A 14,587-nucleotide genomic window follows, 5' to 3' on the forward strand; every position below is an offset into this window, starting at 1 on the left:
CACCGGGCCGTTTCAAGAGCCGCGTATTTTCACCGATCGCCACCCGATTGGGCAAATGTCAGCCGCTCTTTATACCGGCCTCTATATCAATTTTTTTTGATATAGCTGTTGACCTTCGTTCAAACCCGACCGTAGAGTAGGGGCAATGAATTCAACGGCACACGTCAAATCCGCAGATACCGAAACAGCGCTTCAGACGCTGGGCAGCCTTTACAAGGCCGCTGGCGACCCGCTGAGACTGGACATCCTGCGGGTCCTGCAACGCGACACCTTCGGGGTCATGGAACTGTGCCGGCTCTTTAACATGCGTCAGTCCGGCATGAGCCACCATCTCAAGGTGCTCACCCAGGCCGGACTGCTGGAACCCCAGCGGGAAGGCAACGCCACCTTTTACCGGCGGCCGCTGCTTCGGGTCAGCGACCAACCGCGCTACACCGCGGTGCGCTCGATCTTTGAGGCAGTGGACCAGATCCAGCTCACCGAGGAACTGTTGGAGCGGATCCGCAGCATCAGGCGTCAGCGTTCGGAACAGTCACAGGTCTTTTTCGCACGCTACGCCCGGCGGTTCCGGGAACAGCAGGAGCTGATCGCCAATCACCAGCGCTATGCCCAGCCGGTGGCTGAATTGATCCACCGGCGGTTTCCCTGCGACGGCAGCGGTAATGCTCTGGAGATCGGGCCGGGGGAAGGTCCCTTTCTGCCGATACTGGCGAGCTGCTTCGGCGACGTCGTGGCCGTGGACAACGTCCAGGCCATGCTTGAGCGCGCGGGGCAGTACTGCGAACAGCAGGGCCTCTCCAATGTGCAACTGGTGCACGGAGAGTGTCCTGATGTGATTGAACAACAGGAAACGTTCAATCTTGTGGTGGCCAACATGGTGCTTCACCACGTGGCCAGCCCCGCGAACATCTTCCGCGACAGTGCCCGGCTGCTGAAACCCGGCGGCCGCCTGATGATCAGCGAACTCTGCCGGCATGAACAAAGCTGGGTCAGGGACAACTGCGGTGACATCTGGCAGGGCTTTGAGCCGGAAGAGCTCACGGGCTGGGCCCAGGATGCCGGCCTGAGTCAGGGCGAGACCCTGTTCATCGGGCTGCGCAACGGTTTTCAGATCCAGGTCAGGGAATTCACGGGCTGAGGGCCTGTTCTTGACCTTTAACCACCTTCAGAAAGGAGGAAAGCAAGCATGAGTGACTACAGTCTCTTCACTTCAGAATCGGTTACATCCGGCCATCCGGACAAGCTGTCCGACGCCGTATCCGATGCCATTCTCGACCGCATCCTGCAGGACGACCCCTACGCGCGTGTTGCCTGCGAAACCGTGGTCAAGACCGGCATGTGCCTGATCGCTGGCGAGATCACGACCAACACCAACATCGACTTTGAAGAAGTCGCGCGCAAGACCATCACCGACATCGGCTACAACGACTCCGACGTTGGCTTTGACGGCAACACCTGCGCCTTCATCAACGTTGTTGGCAAGCAGTCCGTTGACATCGCTCAGGGCGTTGACCGCTCCAAGCCGGAAGACCAGGGCGCTGGCGACCAGGGCCTGATGTTCGGTTACGCCTGCAACGAGACCGACGTCCTGATGCCGGCTCCGATGTGCTACGCGCACCGTCTGTGTGAGCGTCAATCCGAGCTCCTGCAGGACAACAAGCTCAGCTGGCTGCGTCCGGACGCCAAGAGCCAGGTCAGCTGCCGCTATGAAGACGGCAAGGTCTCCGGCATCGATGCCGTGGTCCTGTCCACACAGCACAGCCCCGACGTTTCCCTGGAGCAGCTGCGTGAAGCGGTCATGGAAGAGATCGTCAAGGACGTTATCCCGTCCAACCTGATCCACAACGACACCAAGTTCCACATCAACCCGACCGGCAACTTCGAAATCGGTGGTCCGGTAGGTGATGCGGGTCTGACCGGTCGTAAGATCATCGTGGACACCTACGGTGGCATGGCTCGCCACGGCGGCGGCGCCTTCTCCGGTAAGGACCCGTCCAAGGTTGACCGCAGCGCAGCTTACGCTGGCCGCTACGTTGCCAAGAACGTCGTTGCTGCCGGCCTGGCCGACAAGTGCGAGATCCAGATCTCCTACGCCATCGGCGTTGCCGAGCCGACGTCGATCTCCATCAACACCTTCGGCACAGGCAAGCTGGATGATCGCAAGATCGAGCAGCTGGTCCGCAAGATCTTTGACCTGCGTCCCTATGCGCTGACCAAGCAGCTGGACCTGCTGCACCCGATGTATCGCCATACCGCCGGCTACGGGCACTTCGGCCGCGAGCCGTTCCAGGAAACCGTCAATGGCGACACCTTCACCGCCTTCCCGTGGGAGAAGACGGACAAGGCGGAAGAACTGAAGTCCGAAGCTGGCGTATAAGCACTCCGGAACTCACGGCGGCCCACCCCCGGGCCGCCCCTTCCCGAACGATTCATTAATTCTTTAAGGAGCACTACCATGGCACCTTTGGACAGTAATTTTACTGACTACAAAGTCGCTGATATCGACCTTGCCGGCTGGGGCCGCAAGGAAATCGCCATCGCCGAGAGCGAGATGCCGGCACTGATCAAGCTGCGCGAAAAGTATCGCGACCAGCAGCCTCTGAAAGGCGCCAACATCATGGGCTGCATCCACATGACCGTACAGACCGCGGTCCTGATCGAGACGCTCGTTGAACTGGGCGCCAATGTCCGTTGGTCTTCCTGCAACATCTTCTCCACCCAGGATCAGGCCGCTGCGGCCATGGCCGCCCGTGGCATCCCGGTTTTTGCCTGGAAGGGTGAGACCGAGGAAGAGTACGAGTGGTGCATCGAGCGCACCATCGGCGCCGACGTGGACGGCTGGGAACCGAACATGGTTCTGGACGACGGCGGTGACCTGACCGAGATGCTGCACGAGAAATATCCGGAAATCCTGAAAAACGTTCACGGCATCTCCGAAGAGACCACCACCGGCGTACACCGCCTGGAGCACATGATCCAGGAAGGCAGCCTCAAGGTGCCGGCGATCAACGTGAACGACTCCGTCACCAAGTCCAAGAACGACAACAAGTACGGCTGCCGCCACAGCCTGAGCGACGCGCTCAAGCGCTCACTCGACCACCTGATGTCCGGCAAGCGGGCGCTGGTTATCGGCTATGGCGACGTAGGCAAGGGCTCCGCCGCCTCCCTGCGCCAGGAAGGCATGATCGTGCGCGTGACCGAGATCGACCCGATCTGTGCCATGCAGGCCTGCATGGATGGCTTCGAAGTGGTTTCGCCCTACATCAACGGCGAGAACAAGGGCACCGCGGACTGCCTGAACAAGGAACTGCTGCAGGACACTGACGTACTCGTCACCACTACCGGTAACGTGGACGTGTGCGACAAGCACATGCTCGCCAACGTCAAATCCGGCGCCATCGTGTGCAACATCGGTCACTTCGATAACGAGATCGATACCGCGTACATGCGTGAGAACTGGGAATGGGACGAGATCAAGCCGCAGGTCCACAAGATCTATCGCGACAAGGCCTCGGGTGATCACCTCTTCCTGCTGGCTGAAGGCCGCCTCGTGAACCTGGGTAACGCCACTGGCCACCCCTCGCGAATCATGGACGGCTCCTTCGCCAACCAGGTGGCAGCCCAGATGTACCTGTTCGAGCGCAAGTTCGCCGATCTGCCGGAAGACAAGAAGAAGGACAACCTCTATGTCCGCGTTCTGCCGAAGGCGCTGGACGAAGAAGTTGCCCAGTACATGGTCGAAGGCTTCGGTGGCGTGATCACCCGCATGACCAAGGATCAGTCCGAATACGTGGGCGTTCCGGTCAACGGTCCGTTCAAGCCGGAAGCCTACAAGTACTGATCGGGAACGATCCGTACAGGTTTGTACCGGGGCCTCAGGCCCCGGTTTCCCGGTTTTGAATCAGTGATGATCGGGCCAGGTGCCCGAAAGGAACAGAACCATGAAAAGCCAGAAGCAGTTCAAGCGACGTTTCAGCTTTGAGTTCTTCCCTCCGAAGAGCGACAAAGGCGCTGAGACTCTGCGTCAAACCCGCGACAAGCTCGCAACGCTTAACCCCGAATTCTTCTCCGTCACCTTTGGTGCCGGCGGCTCCACCCGCGAAGGCACCAAGAACACAGTGCTCGAGCTCAACCAGAAAGGCATCTCAACCGCACCGCACCTGTCGTGCGTCGGCGCCAACAAGGCGATCCTTTCCGAGTTGCTGGATACCTACAAGGAAGGCGGTGTGGAGCGGATTGTGGCCCTTCGCGGCGACATCCCCTCAGGCATGGGCAACACCGGCTATGGCGAGCTGCGCTACGCCAACGAGCTGGTGGAGTTCATCCGTGAGCACAGTGGCGACCACTTCTCCCTGGAAGTCGCCGCCTATCCGGAGTTCCATCCGCAGGCTCCGAATGCCGAAGCGGATCTGATGAACTTCAAGCGCAAGGTTGAGGCCGGCGCCAACAGTGCCATCACCCAGTATTTCTTCAACGTCGAGAGCTATTTCCACTTCATCGACCGGCTGGAGAAAATGGGCGTGGACATCCCGGTGGTTCCCGGCATCATGCCGATTGTGAACTTCCAGAAGGTCTGCCAGTTCAGTGAAATGTGCGGCGCGGACGTGCCCCGCTGGATTCGCAAGCAGATGGAAGCCTTCGGCGACGACACCGAGTCCATCAAGCAGTTCGGCGAGGAAGTGGTCACACGTATGTGTGAGCAGCTGCTCGACGCCGGCGCTCCGGGCCTGCACTTCTATACCCTGAATCAGGCGGATCCCAGCATGCGCATCTGGAAAAACCTTGGCCTCGATGAAGAGGTTCAGGAAAAGATCGCATTCTGAACACCGCGTTCTGCGGCAGGAGCTTGCCTCGCAAGCGATCACAGATCATCGCGAGCCGGGCTTGCTCCTCTCCCATTACCCCCCGTCATTACAGCCCTTCCATGCCCGGCCCCCGGCCCGTATCATCACCCCTCCATTGATGCTTTTATAAACGACTCAACGGGAGGCAGCCGTGACATCCAACCGCGAGATGATCGAGCGTGACCTGAAAGCCGTCTGGCACCCCTGCACGCAGATGAAGGACCACGAGACCCTGCCACTCATCCCGTTCAAGCGCGGTGAAGGTGTCTGGCTCTACGACTTTGACGGCAACCGCTACATCGATGCGGTCAGTTCCTGGTGGGTCAACCTGTTCGGCCACGCGAACCCACGCATTAACGAGGCCATCAACCAACAAACCCAGCAGCTTGAGCATGCCATGCTCGCCGGCTTCACCCATGAGCCGGTCATCGACCTCTCCGAGCGGCTGATCGACGTGACGCCCGAAGGCCTCAACCGCTGCTTCTACGCGGACAACGGGTCCTCGGCGATCGAGGTGGCGCTCAAGATGAGCTACCACTATTTCCGCAACACCGGAAAGCCAGCGAAAAAGAACTTCATCAACCTCTCCAACAGCTACCACGGCGAGACCCTGGGCGCGCTGGCTCTGAGCGACGTGGGCCTGTACCGCGAAACCTATGAACCGCTGCTGATGGAAATGCTCACGGCGCCGGCGCCAGACGCCTTCTACCGCGAGAAGGGAGAAAGCTGGGAAGACTACGCGCTGCGCCAGTTCGAGCACATGGAAAAGCTGATGGCCGAGAATGCGGACAACGTCTGTGCCGTCATCGTTGAACCGCTGGTCCAGTGTGCCGGCCATATGCGCATGTATGACCCGGTTTACCTGAAGAAGCTGCGTGAAGCCTGTGACCGCTACAACATCCACCTGATCGCGGACGAGATCGCGGTGGGCTTTGGTCGTACCGGTACTCTCTTCGCCTGCGAACAGGCCGGCATCTCGCCGGATTTCATGTGCCTTTCGAAGGGCCTGACCGCCGGCTACCTGCCGCTGTCGATCACCATGACCACGGACGATGTCTTCGAGGCCTTCTACGACGACTTCGAGACGATGAAGGCGTTCCTGCATTCCCACAGTTACACCGGTAATCCCATCGGCTGCGCCGTGGCGCGGGCCACGCTCGACATCTTCCGGGACGACAACGTCATCGAAACCAACCGGGAGAAGGCGCGCATCATGGGTGAGAGCGTGGAACACCTGCGCGACCACCCCCATGTGGGCGATATCCGCCAGCACGGCATGATCCTGGCAATGGAGCTGGTCAAGGACAAGTCGACCATGGAGCCTTTCCCCTGGCAGGAGCGCCGCGGGCTGCGCGTTTACCAACACTCGATCACCCGTGAAGCGCTGTTGCGGCCGCTGGGCAACGTCACCTACTTCATGCCGCCGTACGTGATCAACGAGGACGAGATCCGGCACCTGGCCACGGTCGCCACCGAGGGCATCGACAAGGCCACCAGGGACTGACGGCCATGCGCATCCCACGCATCCACACCCCAGAGCCGCTGTGCCCCGGGGAACACACCCTGGAAGGCAACGCCGCCCATCATGCCGGCACCGTTCTGCGCCTGACAGCGGGCGATCGCATGGTGGTGTTCAACGGCGATGGCCTGGACTACCCGGCCGAGATTCTGGAAGCCGGCCGGAAACGGCTTACGCTCCGGATTGAGACACCCTATGATCCGGGCACCGAGTCACCACTGGCCATTACACTGGGGCAGGTCATCTCGCGCGGGGACCGCATGGACTATGCCATCCAGAAAGCCACGGAAATGGGCGCGACAACCATCCAGCCACTGGACAGCGCCCGCTGCGAGGTGCGGCTGAACCCGGAGCGTGAACGCAAGCGCCTGAGGAACTGGCAGCAGGTGGCGATCAGTGCCGCGGAACAATGTGGCCGGGCCCGCATACCCACCATCCAGTCTCCCATGAAGCTGGGGGACTGGCTCACGGATCGCGACGAAGAGGTTGCACTGGTCCTCCACCATGAAGGCCAGCCCCCGAGCACCCAGGCCATCAAGCCGGCCTCGGTTGCCCTGCTTATTGGCCCGGAAGGCGGGCTCAATGATGATGAACTCACAAGTGCCTTGAATGCCGGCTTCGCCCCCCTGGCGCTGGGCCCGCGGGTACTGCGCACCGAAACCGCACCGGTGGCGGCCATTGGGCTGTGCCAGTGGCTCTGGGGCGACTTTCAATCCGCCAGCAAGGAAACGGCTGAATGACGGAACTGTTCACCTACACGGAATTCTGGAAATACCTGAGCATCCCGGTAATTGCCGCGCTCATCGGCTGGGTCACCAACTGGATGGCCATCAAGCTCACCTTCTACCCCAGGGAGTTCGTCGGCATCCGCCCCTTCCTCGGCTGGCAGGGCATCATCCCCTCCAAGGCTGAAAAGATGGCGCGCATCGCCGTGGACTCGACCATTGCCAAGATCGGCACCGTCCAGGAGATTTTCGAATACATTGATCCCAGGGTCCTGACCCAGTACATCGTGGATCATACGGTTCCGCGTACCGAGGAATACGTGGACGAAATCATGCTCGCTGAACACCCCACCTTCTGGGAGAACCTGCCGCAGAAGGCTCGCGAAAAAGTGTACCAGCGCGTCCGCGACCGTTCCCCGGAGCTGGTGGATAACCTGGTCGATGACTTCTCGGCCAACGCCGAGGACCTGCTCGACATCCAGAACATGGTCGTCACCCAGCTGGGCGAGGACCGCTCCCTGCTCAACCGCATCTTCCTGGAATGCGGCAAGAAAGAATTCCGTTTCATCATCAACTCCGGGCTCTACTTCGGCTTCGCCTTCGGGCTTATCCAGATGGTGGTGTGGTACTACTTCCAGGCCGGCTGGATACTGCCCTTATTCGGGCTGATCGTAGGCTGGGCCACCAACTGGATCGCGCTCAACTTCATCTTCCGCCCGCTCTACCCGGTCCGGATCGGCCCCATTCGGCTGCAAGGACAATTCCTGCGCCGCCAGCCAGAGGTAGCCGAGTCCTTCTGCCACATCGTCACCCACGAAATCCTGACCGTCGGCAACCTGGTGGACGCCATCCTTAATGGGCCCAAGGCAGACCGCGCCCAGAACCTGGTGCGCAAGCACATGAAAAAACTGGTGGACGAAACCGCCGGCATGGCCAAAGCCTTCACTCAGGTGGCCTTCGGCCCTACGTCTTTCGCCAGCCTCAAACAGCGCGTGGGGGACCTGTCCATCGAGATCGCCGAAGAAACCTTTGACGACCCCATGTTCGAAAACGACCGCGCCAGCGCCGTTGAGGACATCATGCGCCGGCGCATGGTCGAACTCTCTCCCGAAGAGTTCCAGAAACTCCTCCGGCCCTGTTTCCAGGAGGATGAGATCAAGCTCATTGCCGCCGGCGCCGCCCTTGGTTGCCTGGCTGGACTGGCGCAGCTGACCTTCATCTTCGGGGCGACGATGTTCTAGTCGCCCCGCTTTGCGGCTCAAGCGCCGGTGGCCCGCACCAGCACCCTCGCCTCCTCATCCAGCAGAAGCTTGCGGGCAAAGCTGGCGAGTTCATCCGCACTCAAGGCCTTCAGCTGTTGCGTTGCCTGGCCCAGTTCATCCACCGGCTTGCCAAAACGCCGGATGTCCTTCCACCAATAATGGCTGTAGCTGCGCAGCCGTTCCTGGGGCTTCTGAAGCTTACTGAGCAGGCCGTCCCGAAAGACATCGAAATCGGACTCCGACATCCCTTCCAGGTTCGAGACAAACCGCTCAACTTCTGAATCCAGCCGCTTGCGAACCGCCTTGGGCGACGCGCCCGGTGCCTGGATGCCAAACACTGGGCCATGGCTGCGGTAATCTTCCGTCGGGGTTGCAAACGCCACATACCCCATGGGCTGCTTGTCCCTGACCGCTGAAAACAGGTGCTGATTCAGCATGTGCGCAAGCATCGCCAGCTCGGCCGAATGCTCCACCTCCAGCGGCTGGCGCGCGTAATAGACCGCCGCCGTGTTGTCCCCGGGAATGGCTTCGGCTTTCTCCCGGGGAATAGCCGCGTCTCCCAGCCGTTCCGCCTTGTTGGGCATGGTCTCAAACGGACCACCAATCCCCTCCGACAGAACCCTCGCCATGGCCCGGGCCGAGTCACGGTCATAGTTGCCGTGCATCAGGGCCTCGACGGACGGGCGATCCCAGAGCTGCTCATGAAAGTCCTTAAGCTGATCAACCGTCACTGACTCAGCAGCGGTGAGCTCGCGATCGGGCCGGGATTGTCTGGGATGAGCCTCCGCCCTGAGCGACACCACCAGCTTCTGGAACGGCTGGAAGTTCCGGTACTGGTTCACCTGCTGCTCGAATCCCGCCATTGCCTTATCCAGAAGCTCCTGGGTCACGGTTACATTGCGGACCCTCTCCAGTACATCCGAAACAAAGGCCTTCTGTTTGCCGGTAAACCCGTAAATGCGGAACCCAACTCCGTGATTGGTCCGCATCGCCGTAACCGACAGTCCGGCCTTGTCGCCCTTCTGGATCAACGGCTTCAAGGCCTCGTTGAGCACCATCGAATAGACCCCAGCGGTAACCGGACCATGCTCTGCCTCATAGGCAACCGGGTGATCCAGCGCCATGTAGAGCGCCCCCTTGGGGCTTTCGAATTGCTGATCCTGAAGGAACCAGACGTCAAAGCCTTCCCGGTCTGCCGTCATCGCCAGTTCGCTGGGTTGCTCCTGATCCAGGTTGCGATCAACAAGAGGGTGTTCCTCCTGGATATAGGGGTTCTCGGTGGTCTGGAGCCGGAAATCGGGCGCCGCCTCAAGCGCCAGCCACTGCTCCAGCTTCTCGGTGGTTGGCGTTCGGGTCTCAAAGGTAGCGCCGGAATAGGCATCCTCCTGCTCCCAGGACGTGTCAGGGATATAGGAAGTCACGACCATATTGGCTGGTCGGAGCTGATCCAGGGCCTCCCGGATCACAGCTTCATCGTATTCCTGCATGAGCGATGGCCCGGAAAGAACCCTTTCAGGCTCATAACGCTGCAGGTTGCTCGCCAAACGCGATACGTAATGCATGGCGGGCGGCTGTTCGGCATTGTGGAACGCCTCCCGGACCGAACGCTGCTGATCCCGATAAAGCGGCTCACTGACCCCATCTTCCCGCATACGACCCAGGTAATCATGGACCATACCGGTAACCGCCTTCCGGTTGGCCACTCCTTCATCCGTCAGCAGAAGCGTGATATCAAAGGTTGCGTACTGCCCTGCGTTCACGCGATGGGAGGCCCCCAGGTCACTGATCCAGCCACGCTCCCTTAACGCTTCCCGCAGACGGCCCGCCTGTTTGCTGGTGATCAGCTCACCAATATAGCCATAGGGTAAGACCCGGTGCGCCTTATGAGGCGGCGCCACCGGAAAGGACAACACCATGCGCGGGTCCGACCCGTCACCACCAACCCGCACCCAACGCGGGAGCTCATCCGAGGGCAGCAATGGCGGAAGGTCGGAGTCCGGCGCACTGCCCTCGGGGAGGTCACTGAAGTGGGCCTTGACCCGCTTGCGCAGTCCCGCAACCGGTTCAGCCCCCTGCACCACAAGCTTCATATCCCCGGCACGGTAATGCGCCTCAAAGAGCGCTTTGAGTTCTTTCATGAGCGTATCCCGTGCCACCCCCTCAAAGCTGGCGCGATTGCCCATGTTGAACCGTGAAAACGGGTGGGCCGGATTCACAACCTTCCGGAAGACCGACAGCTCCTGCCAGCCCTGCTGGTTCTTCTGGCCATCATATTCGTGCTGGACAATCTGGATTTCCCGGTCAACGTCCTCCCGGTCCAGAGTGGGCTGGGCCAGGAAATCGGAAAACCGCTTCAGCGCCTTGTCCAGCGCATCCGGCTGAACCTCAAAGAAAAAGGAACTGTGATCCGAAGCGGTATAGCCGTTGTAACGCCCTCCCTGACGGTTGATGAAGTCACTGAACCCGCCCCTTTCGGGATAGGCCTCCGACCCGGAAAACACCATGTGTTCCAAAAGATGGGCCAGCCCCGGGACCTGATCCGGATCGTCATCACTGCCCACGCCCACCGACATCGCGGCGGCGGCTGTCTCGGCCCCGGGATCGGACACCACCATCACGGTCAGCCCATTCTCCAGCTCAAAGCTGGCATGGTCGCGCTCGTCCGAATGCGGGGTGATAACCTCACCATGGACCGGCCATGCAAGCGTGCATGCGAGCGAGGCGGCAGCAAAAAACTGTCTCATCGTCATCGTAAACTCCCTTTACACGGGTGGTTGATTCAACGTTTCAATCCAGAGATCCAGGCTCTCAACCGTTACTGGTCTTCTTTAAGGTTCTCGGGAATTTCCACCGGCTGAACCTCCAGACGTTCCTGGTTCCGCAGATGCTCATCAATACGGTGGCGGGGACTTTCTTCCTGGGCGGGCCCTTTCGGCCTTTCTTCAGACGTCCTTCTGAGCTCATGGGGCGGGTTCTTCGAGTGCTCTGTCTCATCCACTGACCTATCGCCAGCCTCTTCCGTGTCCTCTGCCATCACCGGGGAGGTGATCAAAAGCAGGCTTGCGATGAGTGCTCCTGCCCTGGCGCTGTATACTTGCATACCAACGTTCTCCTTAACCTCTGCGTGGAGCCGGCGCATGGCGGAAGGCCTGACCTCCATCGACAGCCCTCCGCTGATTCATCCACCCAAAAACCCTGGACCAGAGCCGAACCATGCTACAACTCAGTGATAGCCACTACACACATTTTGTGATCTACGTCACATTTTTGAAGCGACAAGTATTGCAGGCAAGTAATTACAGTTCATAGATTGAAACCGTTGCTCCATGACCGGTCAGGGACAACACGGAAGTAGCTTGTACAACCAACTTAGGACTGAAAAGGAGAAGACAAATGCCTGAACTTAATATGCAAGAGGTTGAGCAGGTATCAGGAGGCTTTGACTTTATGGACTTCTCGATTGCCTACGCAAGTACTGTGACAAGTGCCGGAATTGGGCTTACAGTTGGTGGCCCAGTAGGAGGTATTGTTGGAGCGGGGGTTGGTCTTACTCAAGGCGTGATAGGCGCTTGGGCATACGACGCCGCCACAAGAGATTAACAATAGAGTATCGTTGCTACTGGTGCTGAATCAGTAGCAACCACTTAAGCGGGAGTTTATAAAAAATGAACCAAATAAAGATGGTTCGAAACTTCATTCGTGAGGCACAAAACGAAAACGATGACCGGATAAGGGAGATTATAAATACTGCTAAAAGAAAGACATATTCAAAAAAAAATAAGAGATATTTTTGGCCAATTCTAGCAACCCCGGCATTTAGTTTTTTGTCATCTTTTGCTCTCCCCATGCTAATTATAGACATCTCTGGATTTGACCCAGAATGGCCAGCAAATATTGCAATATTACCGTTTTCTATATACCTAACAGTCTCTTTACTTCAATGGTGTGAAATAATGATATCACTACCAGAAATATTCTATGAAATTAATTCACCCAAAAGCATGATTAATCAAAGCAACTAAAACTCTGCCCCCCCGATTGATTAAGTCTCAAGAAAGAGTTATCTCTTTGCTGTAAACTTGCGAGCTTGGATTCAACTAATAACTGCAGCACCACCCGTATCCAGTGCTCCTGAGTATTCGCCCCAGAACACCTCCGCCGGTGTGCGGTAACCGAGCCGTTTCCGGGGTCGGTTATCCAGTTGCTTTATGGTTGCCCGAAGCGCTTTGTCAGAAATCTTCCGGAAGTCCACACCGGGGGCGTGGTTGTGGCCTGTTGATGCAGTTTGATTTCCATGGAGCCGCTCCTGGATGACCTGATGCACAAGTTCACGAGCTACCAGCCTGAATTCAGGCTTCGAGTGTTCCGTCTCATCCACTGACCTATCGCCAGCCTCTTCCGTGTCCTCTGCCATCACCGGAGAGGTGATCAAAACCAGGCTCGCAATGAGTGCTCCTGCCCTGGCGCTGTATACTTGCATCCCAACGTTCTCCTTAACCTCTGCGTGGAGCCGGCGCATGGCGGAAGGCTTAACCTCCATCGAAAGCCATCCGCTGATTCATCCGCCCAAAAACCCTGGACCAGAGCCGAACCATGCTACAACTGAGTGATAGCCACTACACACATTTTGTGATCTACGTCACATTTTTGAAGCGACAAGTATTGCAGGCAAGTAATTACGGTTCATAGGTTGAAACCGTTGCTCCATGACCGGTCAGGGACAACACAGAATTAGTTGGCTTGATCAATCTAACGACCTTAAAGAGTGAACTGAAAGGAGAGAAAAAATGCGTGAACTCAATATTCATGAAGTTGAAGCTGTGAGCGGCGGTGGTATGTGGCAAGACGCCGCTTTAGCGGTCGGTGGCGCATCGCAAATTATACTCGGTGTAGGATATACTTACACCACCGGTGGCGTCGGAGAGGTACTCGGGGGCGCAGCTCTAATCACAGGAGGAGCAGCCACAATTAATAGTGCCTTTAACAGTGCGCATGAGAACATCAAAAACGAAATGAATAACTAATATTGATAGGAGCTGCATTTCCTAATAAGAATGCAGCCCTTTACTATGTCCAAAATAGATATATTCTCAACAATAAGCTTTCTAATTATCCCCGGATTATGGATTTTCGGGTCCACCCTAAAAGAAAATACCTATTTTCCTGAAATAATAATAGGGTAAAACAACCTTTTATCTGCAGGACTAACACTTATAGCTATATTTTTTCTAATACGAATACTTAAAGAGCCAGATAAAAAACAAAAAAAACGAAAACTAGCGCCATTATTTGTGATTGTTTATTTCCCTTTATTTACATCACTAGCCATCTACGCTTTTTATTTTTCAGGTTCCGGATGACGGTCAGGGGCAACACGGAAGTAGTTTGTACAATCAACCTCCTATTGACTAAAAGGAGAAGACAAATGCGTGAACTTAGCACGCACGAAGTTGAAGCCGTTTGTGGAGCCTTCACAGCAAGCCAGTGAACTACAGAAGCAATAGCGGTGGCAAGCACCTCGGCAAGAACGCCAACAACCGCTGCATTCGGTCTACCAATCGCCGGTGCAATGTATTATATTGGGACACATTAATGGCGGTGTCTGTCAAGGAAGTTGGATCTCTGAATCAAACCGGCACTCTTATTTCCGAAACTCTACACCAATTATTTAATATGCAAAACAAAAACACCTTTTATTCAAAGCTAAATTCTCTCAACACCAAACTAAAATCATTCATTGCTATACACTTATCCCTATTGATTATATTATCATTAACTATATTTAGCATACTTGATACAAAATCAGAAAATACGCAGACCCTCAGCCTTTTTTTATTTCATTGATGACAACCGCTCTTATTATGCAAACCATAGTACAGACCAAGATAACAAATCAAATCTTATCTATACTCCGAACAACGAATACATTCACAGAAATTCGCGAGCCTCAAAAAAACACATAAACCCGTTTTATCATCGGCTCCGGCTATTGGGCTTGGGGGTTCTCTGTGGCTTGACTAGTGTTCTGTCCGGGTAATTCCTTTAGCGACATTCCTGGTTGACAGCACTGAGAATTGCGCGCTCCAAGGAAGTCACAATGGATTCGGCACTTTTGTTCCATTGGAGAGTTATGGTGGTTTCTGGTGTATGAAAGCAGGCTGAGTTATGGTGATTTCTGGTGTATGGAAGCAGGCTGAAGAGGTGGCGTATCCTGTTGGTTGATCTCCGCCAAGATCA

Annotated in this window: 12 protein-coding genes and 1 pseudogene; 10 read left to right on the forward strand and 3 right to left on the reverse strand. The window is 56.9% G+C overall.

What is annotated here, in order from left to right:
• Positions 1 to 145 precede the first annotated feature (145 nt).
• The 7 genes from AC1RQI_RS14235 (at position 146) to AC1RQI_RS14265 (ending at position 8,329) form a co-directional block, all read left to right on the forward strand.
• The gene (locus AC1RQI_RS14235) at positions 146 to 1,138 is read left to right on the forward strand and encodes an ArsR/SmtB family transcription factor (RefSeq protein ID WP_416635467.1); all 993 of its coding nucleotides are present in this window, start codon (positions 146 to 148) and stop codon (positions 1,136 to 1,138) included.
• Between the two features lie 48 nt (positions 1,139 to 1,186).
• Positions 1,187 to 2,377: a methionine adenosyltransferase gene (gene metK, locus AC1RQI_RS14240; protein WP_481905309.1), complete on the forward strand. Its 1,191-nt coding sequence runs from the start codon at positions 1,187 to 1,189 to the stop codon at positions 2,375 to 2,377.
• A gap of 78 nt (positions 2,378 to 2,455) precedes the next feature.
• On the forward strand, positions 2,456 to 3,841 hold the full coding sequence (gene ahcY, locus AC1RQI_RS14245; RefSeq protein ID WP_481905310.1) for an adenosylhomocysteinase: 1,386 nt from the start codon (positions 2,456 to 2,458) through the stop codon (positions 3,839 to 3,841).
• Positions 3,842 to 3,941: 100 nt separating this feature from the next.
• Positions 3,942 to 4,823, forward strand: a complete 882-nt coding sequence (gene metF / locus AC1RQI_RS14250) for a methylenetetrahydrofolate reductase [NAD(P)H] (RefSeq protein WP_416635473.1) — start codon at positions 3,942 to 3,944, stop codon at positions 4,821 to 4,823.
• A 172-nt stretch (positions 4,824 to 4,995) separates the two neighbouring features.
• Positions 4,996 to 6,348: an adenosylmethionine--8-amino-7-oxononanoate transaminase gene (locus AC1RQI_RS14255; RefSeq protein ID WP_481905311.1), complete on the forward strand. Its 1,353-nt coding sequence runs from the start codon at positions 4,996 to 4,998 to the stop codon at positions 6,346 to 6,348.
• 5 nt (positions 6,349 to 6,353) lie between these two features.
• On the forward strand, positions 6,354 to 7,103 hold the full coding sequence (locus AC1RQI_RS14260) for a 16S rRNA (uracil(1498)-N(3))-methyltransferase (RefSeq protein WP_481905312.1): 750 nt from the start codon (positions 6,354 to 6,356) through the stop codon (positions 7,101 to 7,103).
• A complete protein-coding gene (locus AC1RQI_RS14265; RefSeq protein ID WP_481905313.1) occupies positions 7,100 to 8,329 on the forward strand; it encodes a DUF445 domain-containing protein in 1,230 nt (409 codons plus the stop codon). The genes AC1RQI_RS14260 and AC1RQI_RS14265 overlap by 4 nt, the downstream gene beginning before the upstream one ends.
• 17 nt (positions 8,330 to 8,346) lie before the next feature.
• Here AC1RQI_RS14265 and AC1RQI_RS14270 read toward each other — a convergent pair whose 3' ends face one another.
• Both AC1RQI_RS14270 and AC1RQI_RS14275 read right to left on the reverse strand, forming a co-directional pair.
• Positions 8,347 to 11,100, reverse strand: coding sequence for an insulinase family protein (locus AC1RQI_RS14270; RefSeq protein WP_481905314.1), 2,754 nt, complete (start codon positions 11,098 to 11,100; stop codon positions 8,347 to 8,349).
• 65 nt (positions 11,101 to 11,165) lie between these two features.
• Positions 11,166 to 11,450, reverse strand: coding sequence for a hypothetical protein (locus AC1RQI_RS14275; protein WP_481905315.1), 285 nt, complete (start codon positions 11,448 to 11,450; stop codon positions 11,166 to 11,168).
• A gap of 293 nt (positions 11,451 to 11,743) precedes the next feature.
• Between AC1RQI_RS14275 and AC1RQI_RS14280 the strand changes: the two genes are divergently transcribed.
• Both AC1RQI_RS14280 and AC1RQI_RS14285 read left to right on the forward strand, forming a co-directional pair.
• Positions 11,744 to 11,950 (forward strand): hypothetical protein, encoded by a 207-nt coding sequence (locus AC1RQI_RS14280; protein WP_481905316.1) that lies wholly within the window; start codon positions 11,744 to 11,746, stop codon positions 11,948 to 11,950.
• A 65-nt stretch (positions 11,951 to 12,015) separates the two neighbouring features.
• Entirely contained in the window at positions 12,016 to 12,372 is a 357-nt protein-coding gene (locus AC1RQI_RS14285; protein WP_481905317.1) for a hypothetical protein, read from the forward strand.
• A gap of 71 nt (positions 12,373 to 12,443) precedes the next feature.
• Here the strand turns inward: AC1RQI_RS14285 and AC1RQI_RS14290 are convergent.
• Positions 12,444 to 12,605 (reverse strand): annotated as a pseudogene (locus AC1RQI_RS14290) (IS30 family transposase); the annotation flags it as partial.
• Positions 12,606 to 13,137: 532 nt separating this feature from the next.
• On the opposite strand from AC1RQI_RS14290, the gene AC1RQI_RS14295 reads away from it, so the two are divergent.
• Positions 13,138 to 13,374 carry a hypothetical protein gene (locus tag AC1RQI_RS14295; protein ID WP_481905318.1) on the forward strand — a complete coding sequence of 79 codons (237 nt, stop codon included), beginning with the start codon at positions 13,138 to 13,140 and terminating at the stop codon, positions 13,372 to 13,374.
• The last annotated feature ends 1,213 nt before the right edge of the window (positions 13,375 to 14,587 follow it).

Source organism: Salicola sp. AFF1, from assembly GCF_056783195.1.

What these genes read in the sequence shown, in the direction of transcription:
- AC1RQI_RS14285 (WP_481905317.1), top strand. Translation starts at nt 12,016, where the DNA reads ATGAACCAAATAAAGATGGTTCGAAACTTCATTCGTGAGGCACAAAAC.
- AC1RQI_RS14265 (WP_481905313.1), top strand. Translation starts at nt 7,100, where the DNA reads ATGACGGAACTGTTCACCTACACGGAATTCTGGAAATACCTGAGCATC.
- AC1RQI_RS14270 (WP_481905314.1), bottom strand. Translation starts at nt 11,100, where the DNA reads ATGACGATGAGACAGTTTTTTGCTGCCGCCTCGCTCGCATGCACGCTT.
- AC1RQI_RS14280 (WP_481905316.1), top strand. Translation starts at nt 11,744, where the DNA reads ATGCCTGAACTTAATATGCAAGAGGTTGAGCAGGTATCAGGAGGCTTT.
- AC1RQI_RS14295 (WP_481905318.1), top strand. Translation starts at nt 13,138, where the DNA reads ATGCGTGAACTCAATATTCATGAAGTTGAAGCTGTGAGCGGCGGTGGT.
- AC1RQI_RS14235 (WP_416635467.1), top strand. Translation starts at nt 146, where the DNA reads ATGAATTCAACGGCACACGTCAAATCCGCAGATACCGAAACAGCGCTT.
- metF (WP_416635473.1), top strand. Translation starts at nt 3,942, where the DNA reads ATGAAAAGCCAGAAGCAGTTCAAGCGACGTTTCAGCTTTGAGTTCTTC.
- metK (WP_481905309.1), top strand. Translation starts at nt 1,187, where the DNA reads ATGAGTGACTACAGTCTCTTCACTTCAGAATCGGTTACATCCGGCCAT.
- AC1RQI_RS14275 (WP_481905315.1), bottom strand. Translation starts at nt 11,450, where the DNA reads ATGCAAGTATACAGCGCCAGGGCAGGAGCACTCATCGCAAGCCTGCTT.
- AC1RQI_RS14260 (WP_481905312.1), top strand. Translation starts at nt 6,354, where the DNA reads ATGCGCATCCCACGCATCCACACCCCAGAGCCGCTGTGCCCCGGGGAA.
- ahcY (WP_481905310.1), top strand. Translation starts at nt 2,456, where the DNA reads ATGGCACCTTTGGACAGTAATTTTACTGACTACAAAGTCGCTGATATC.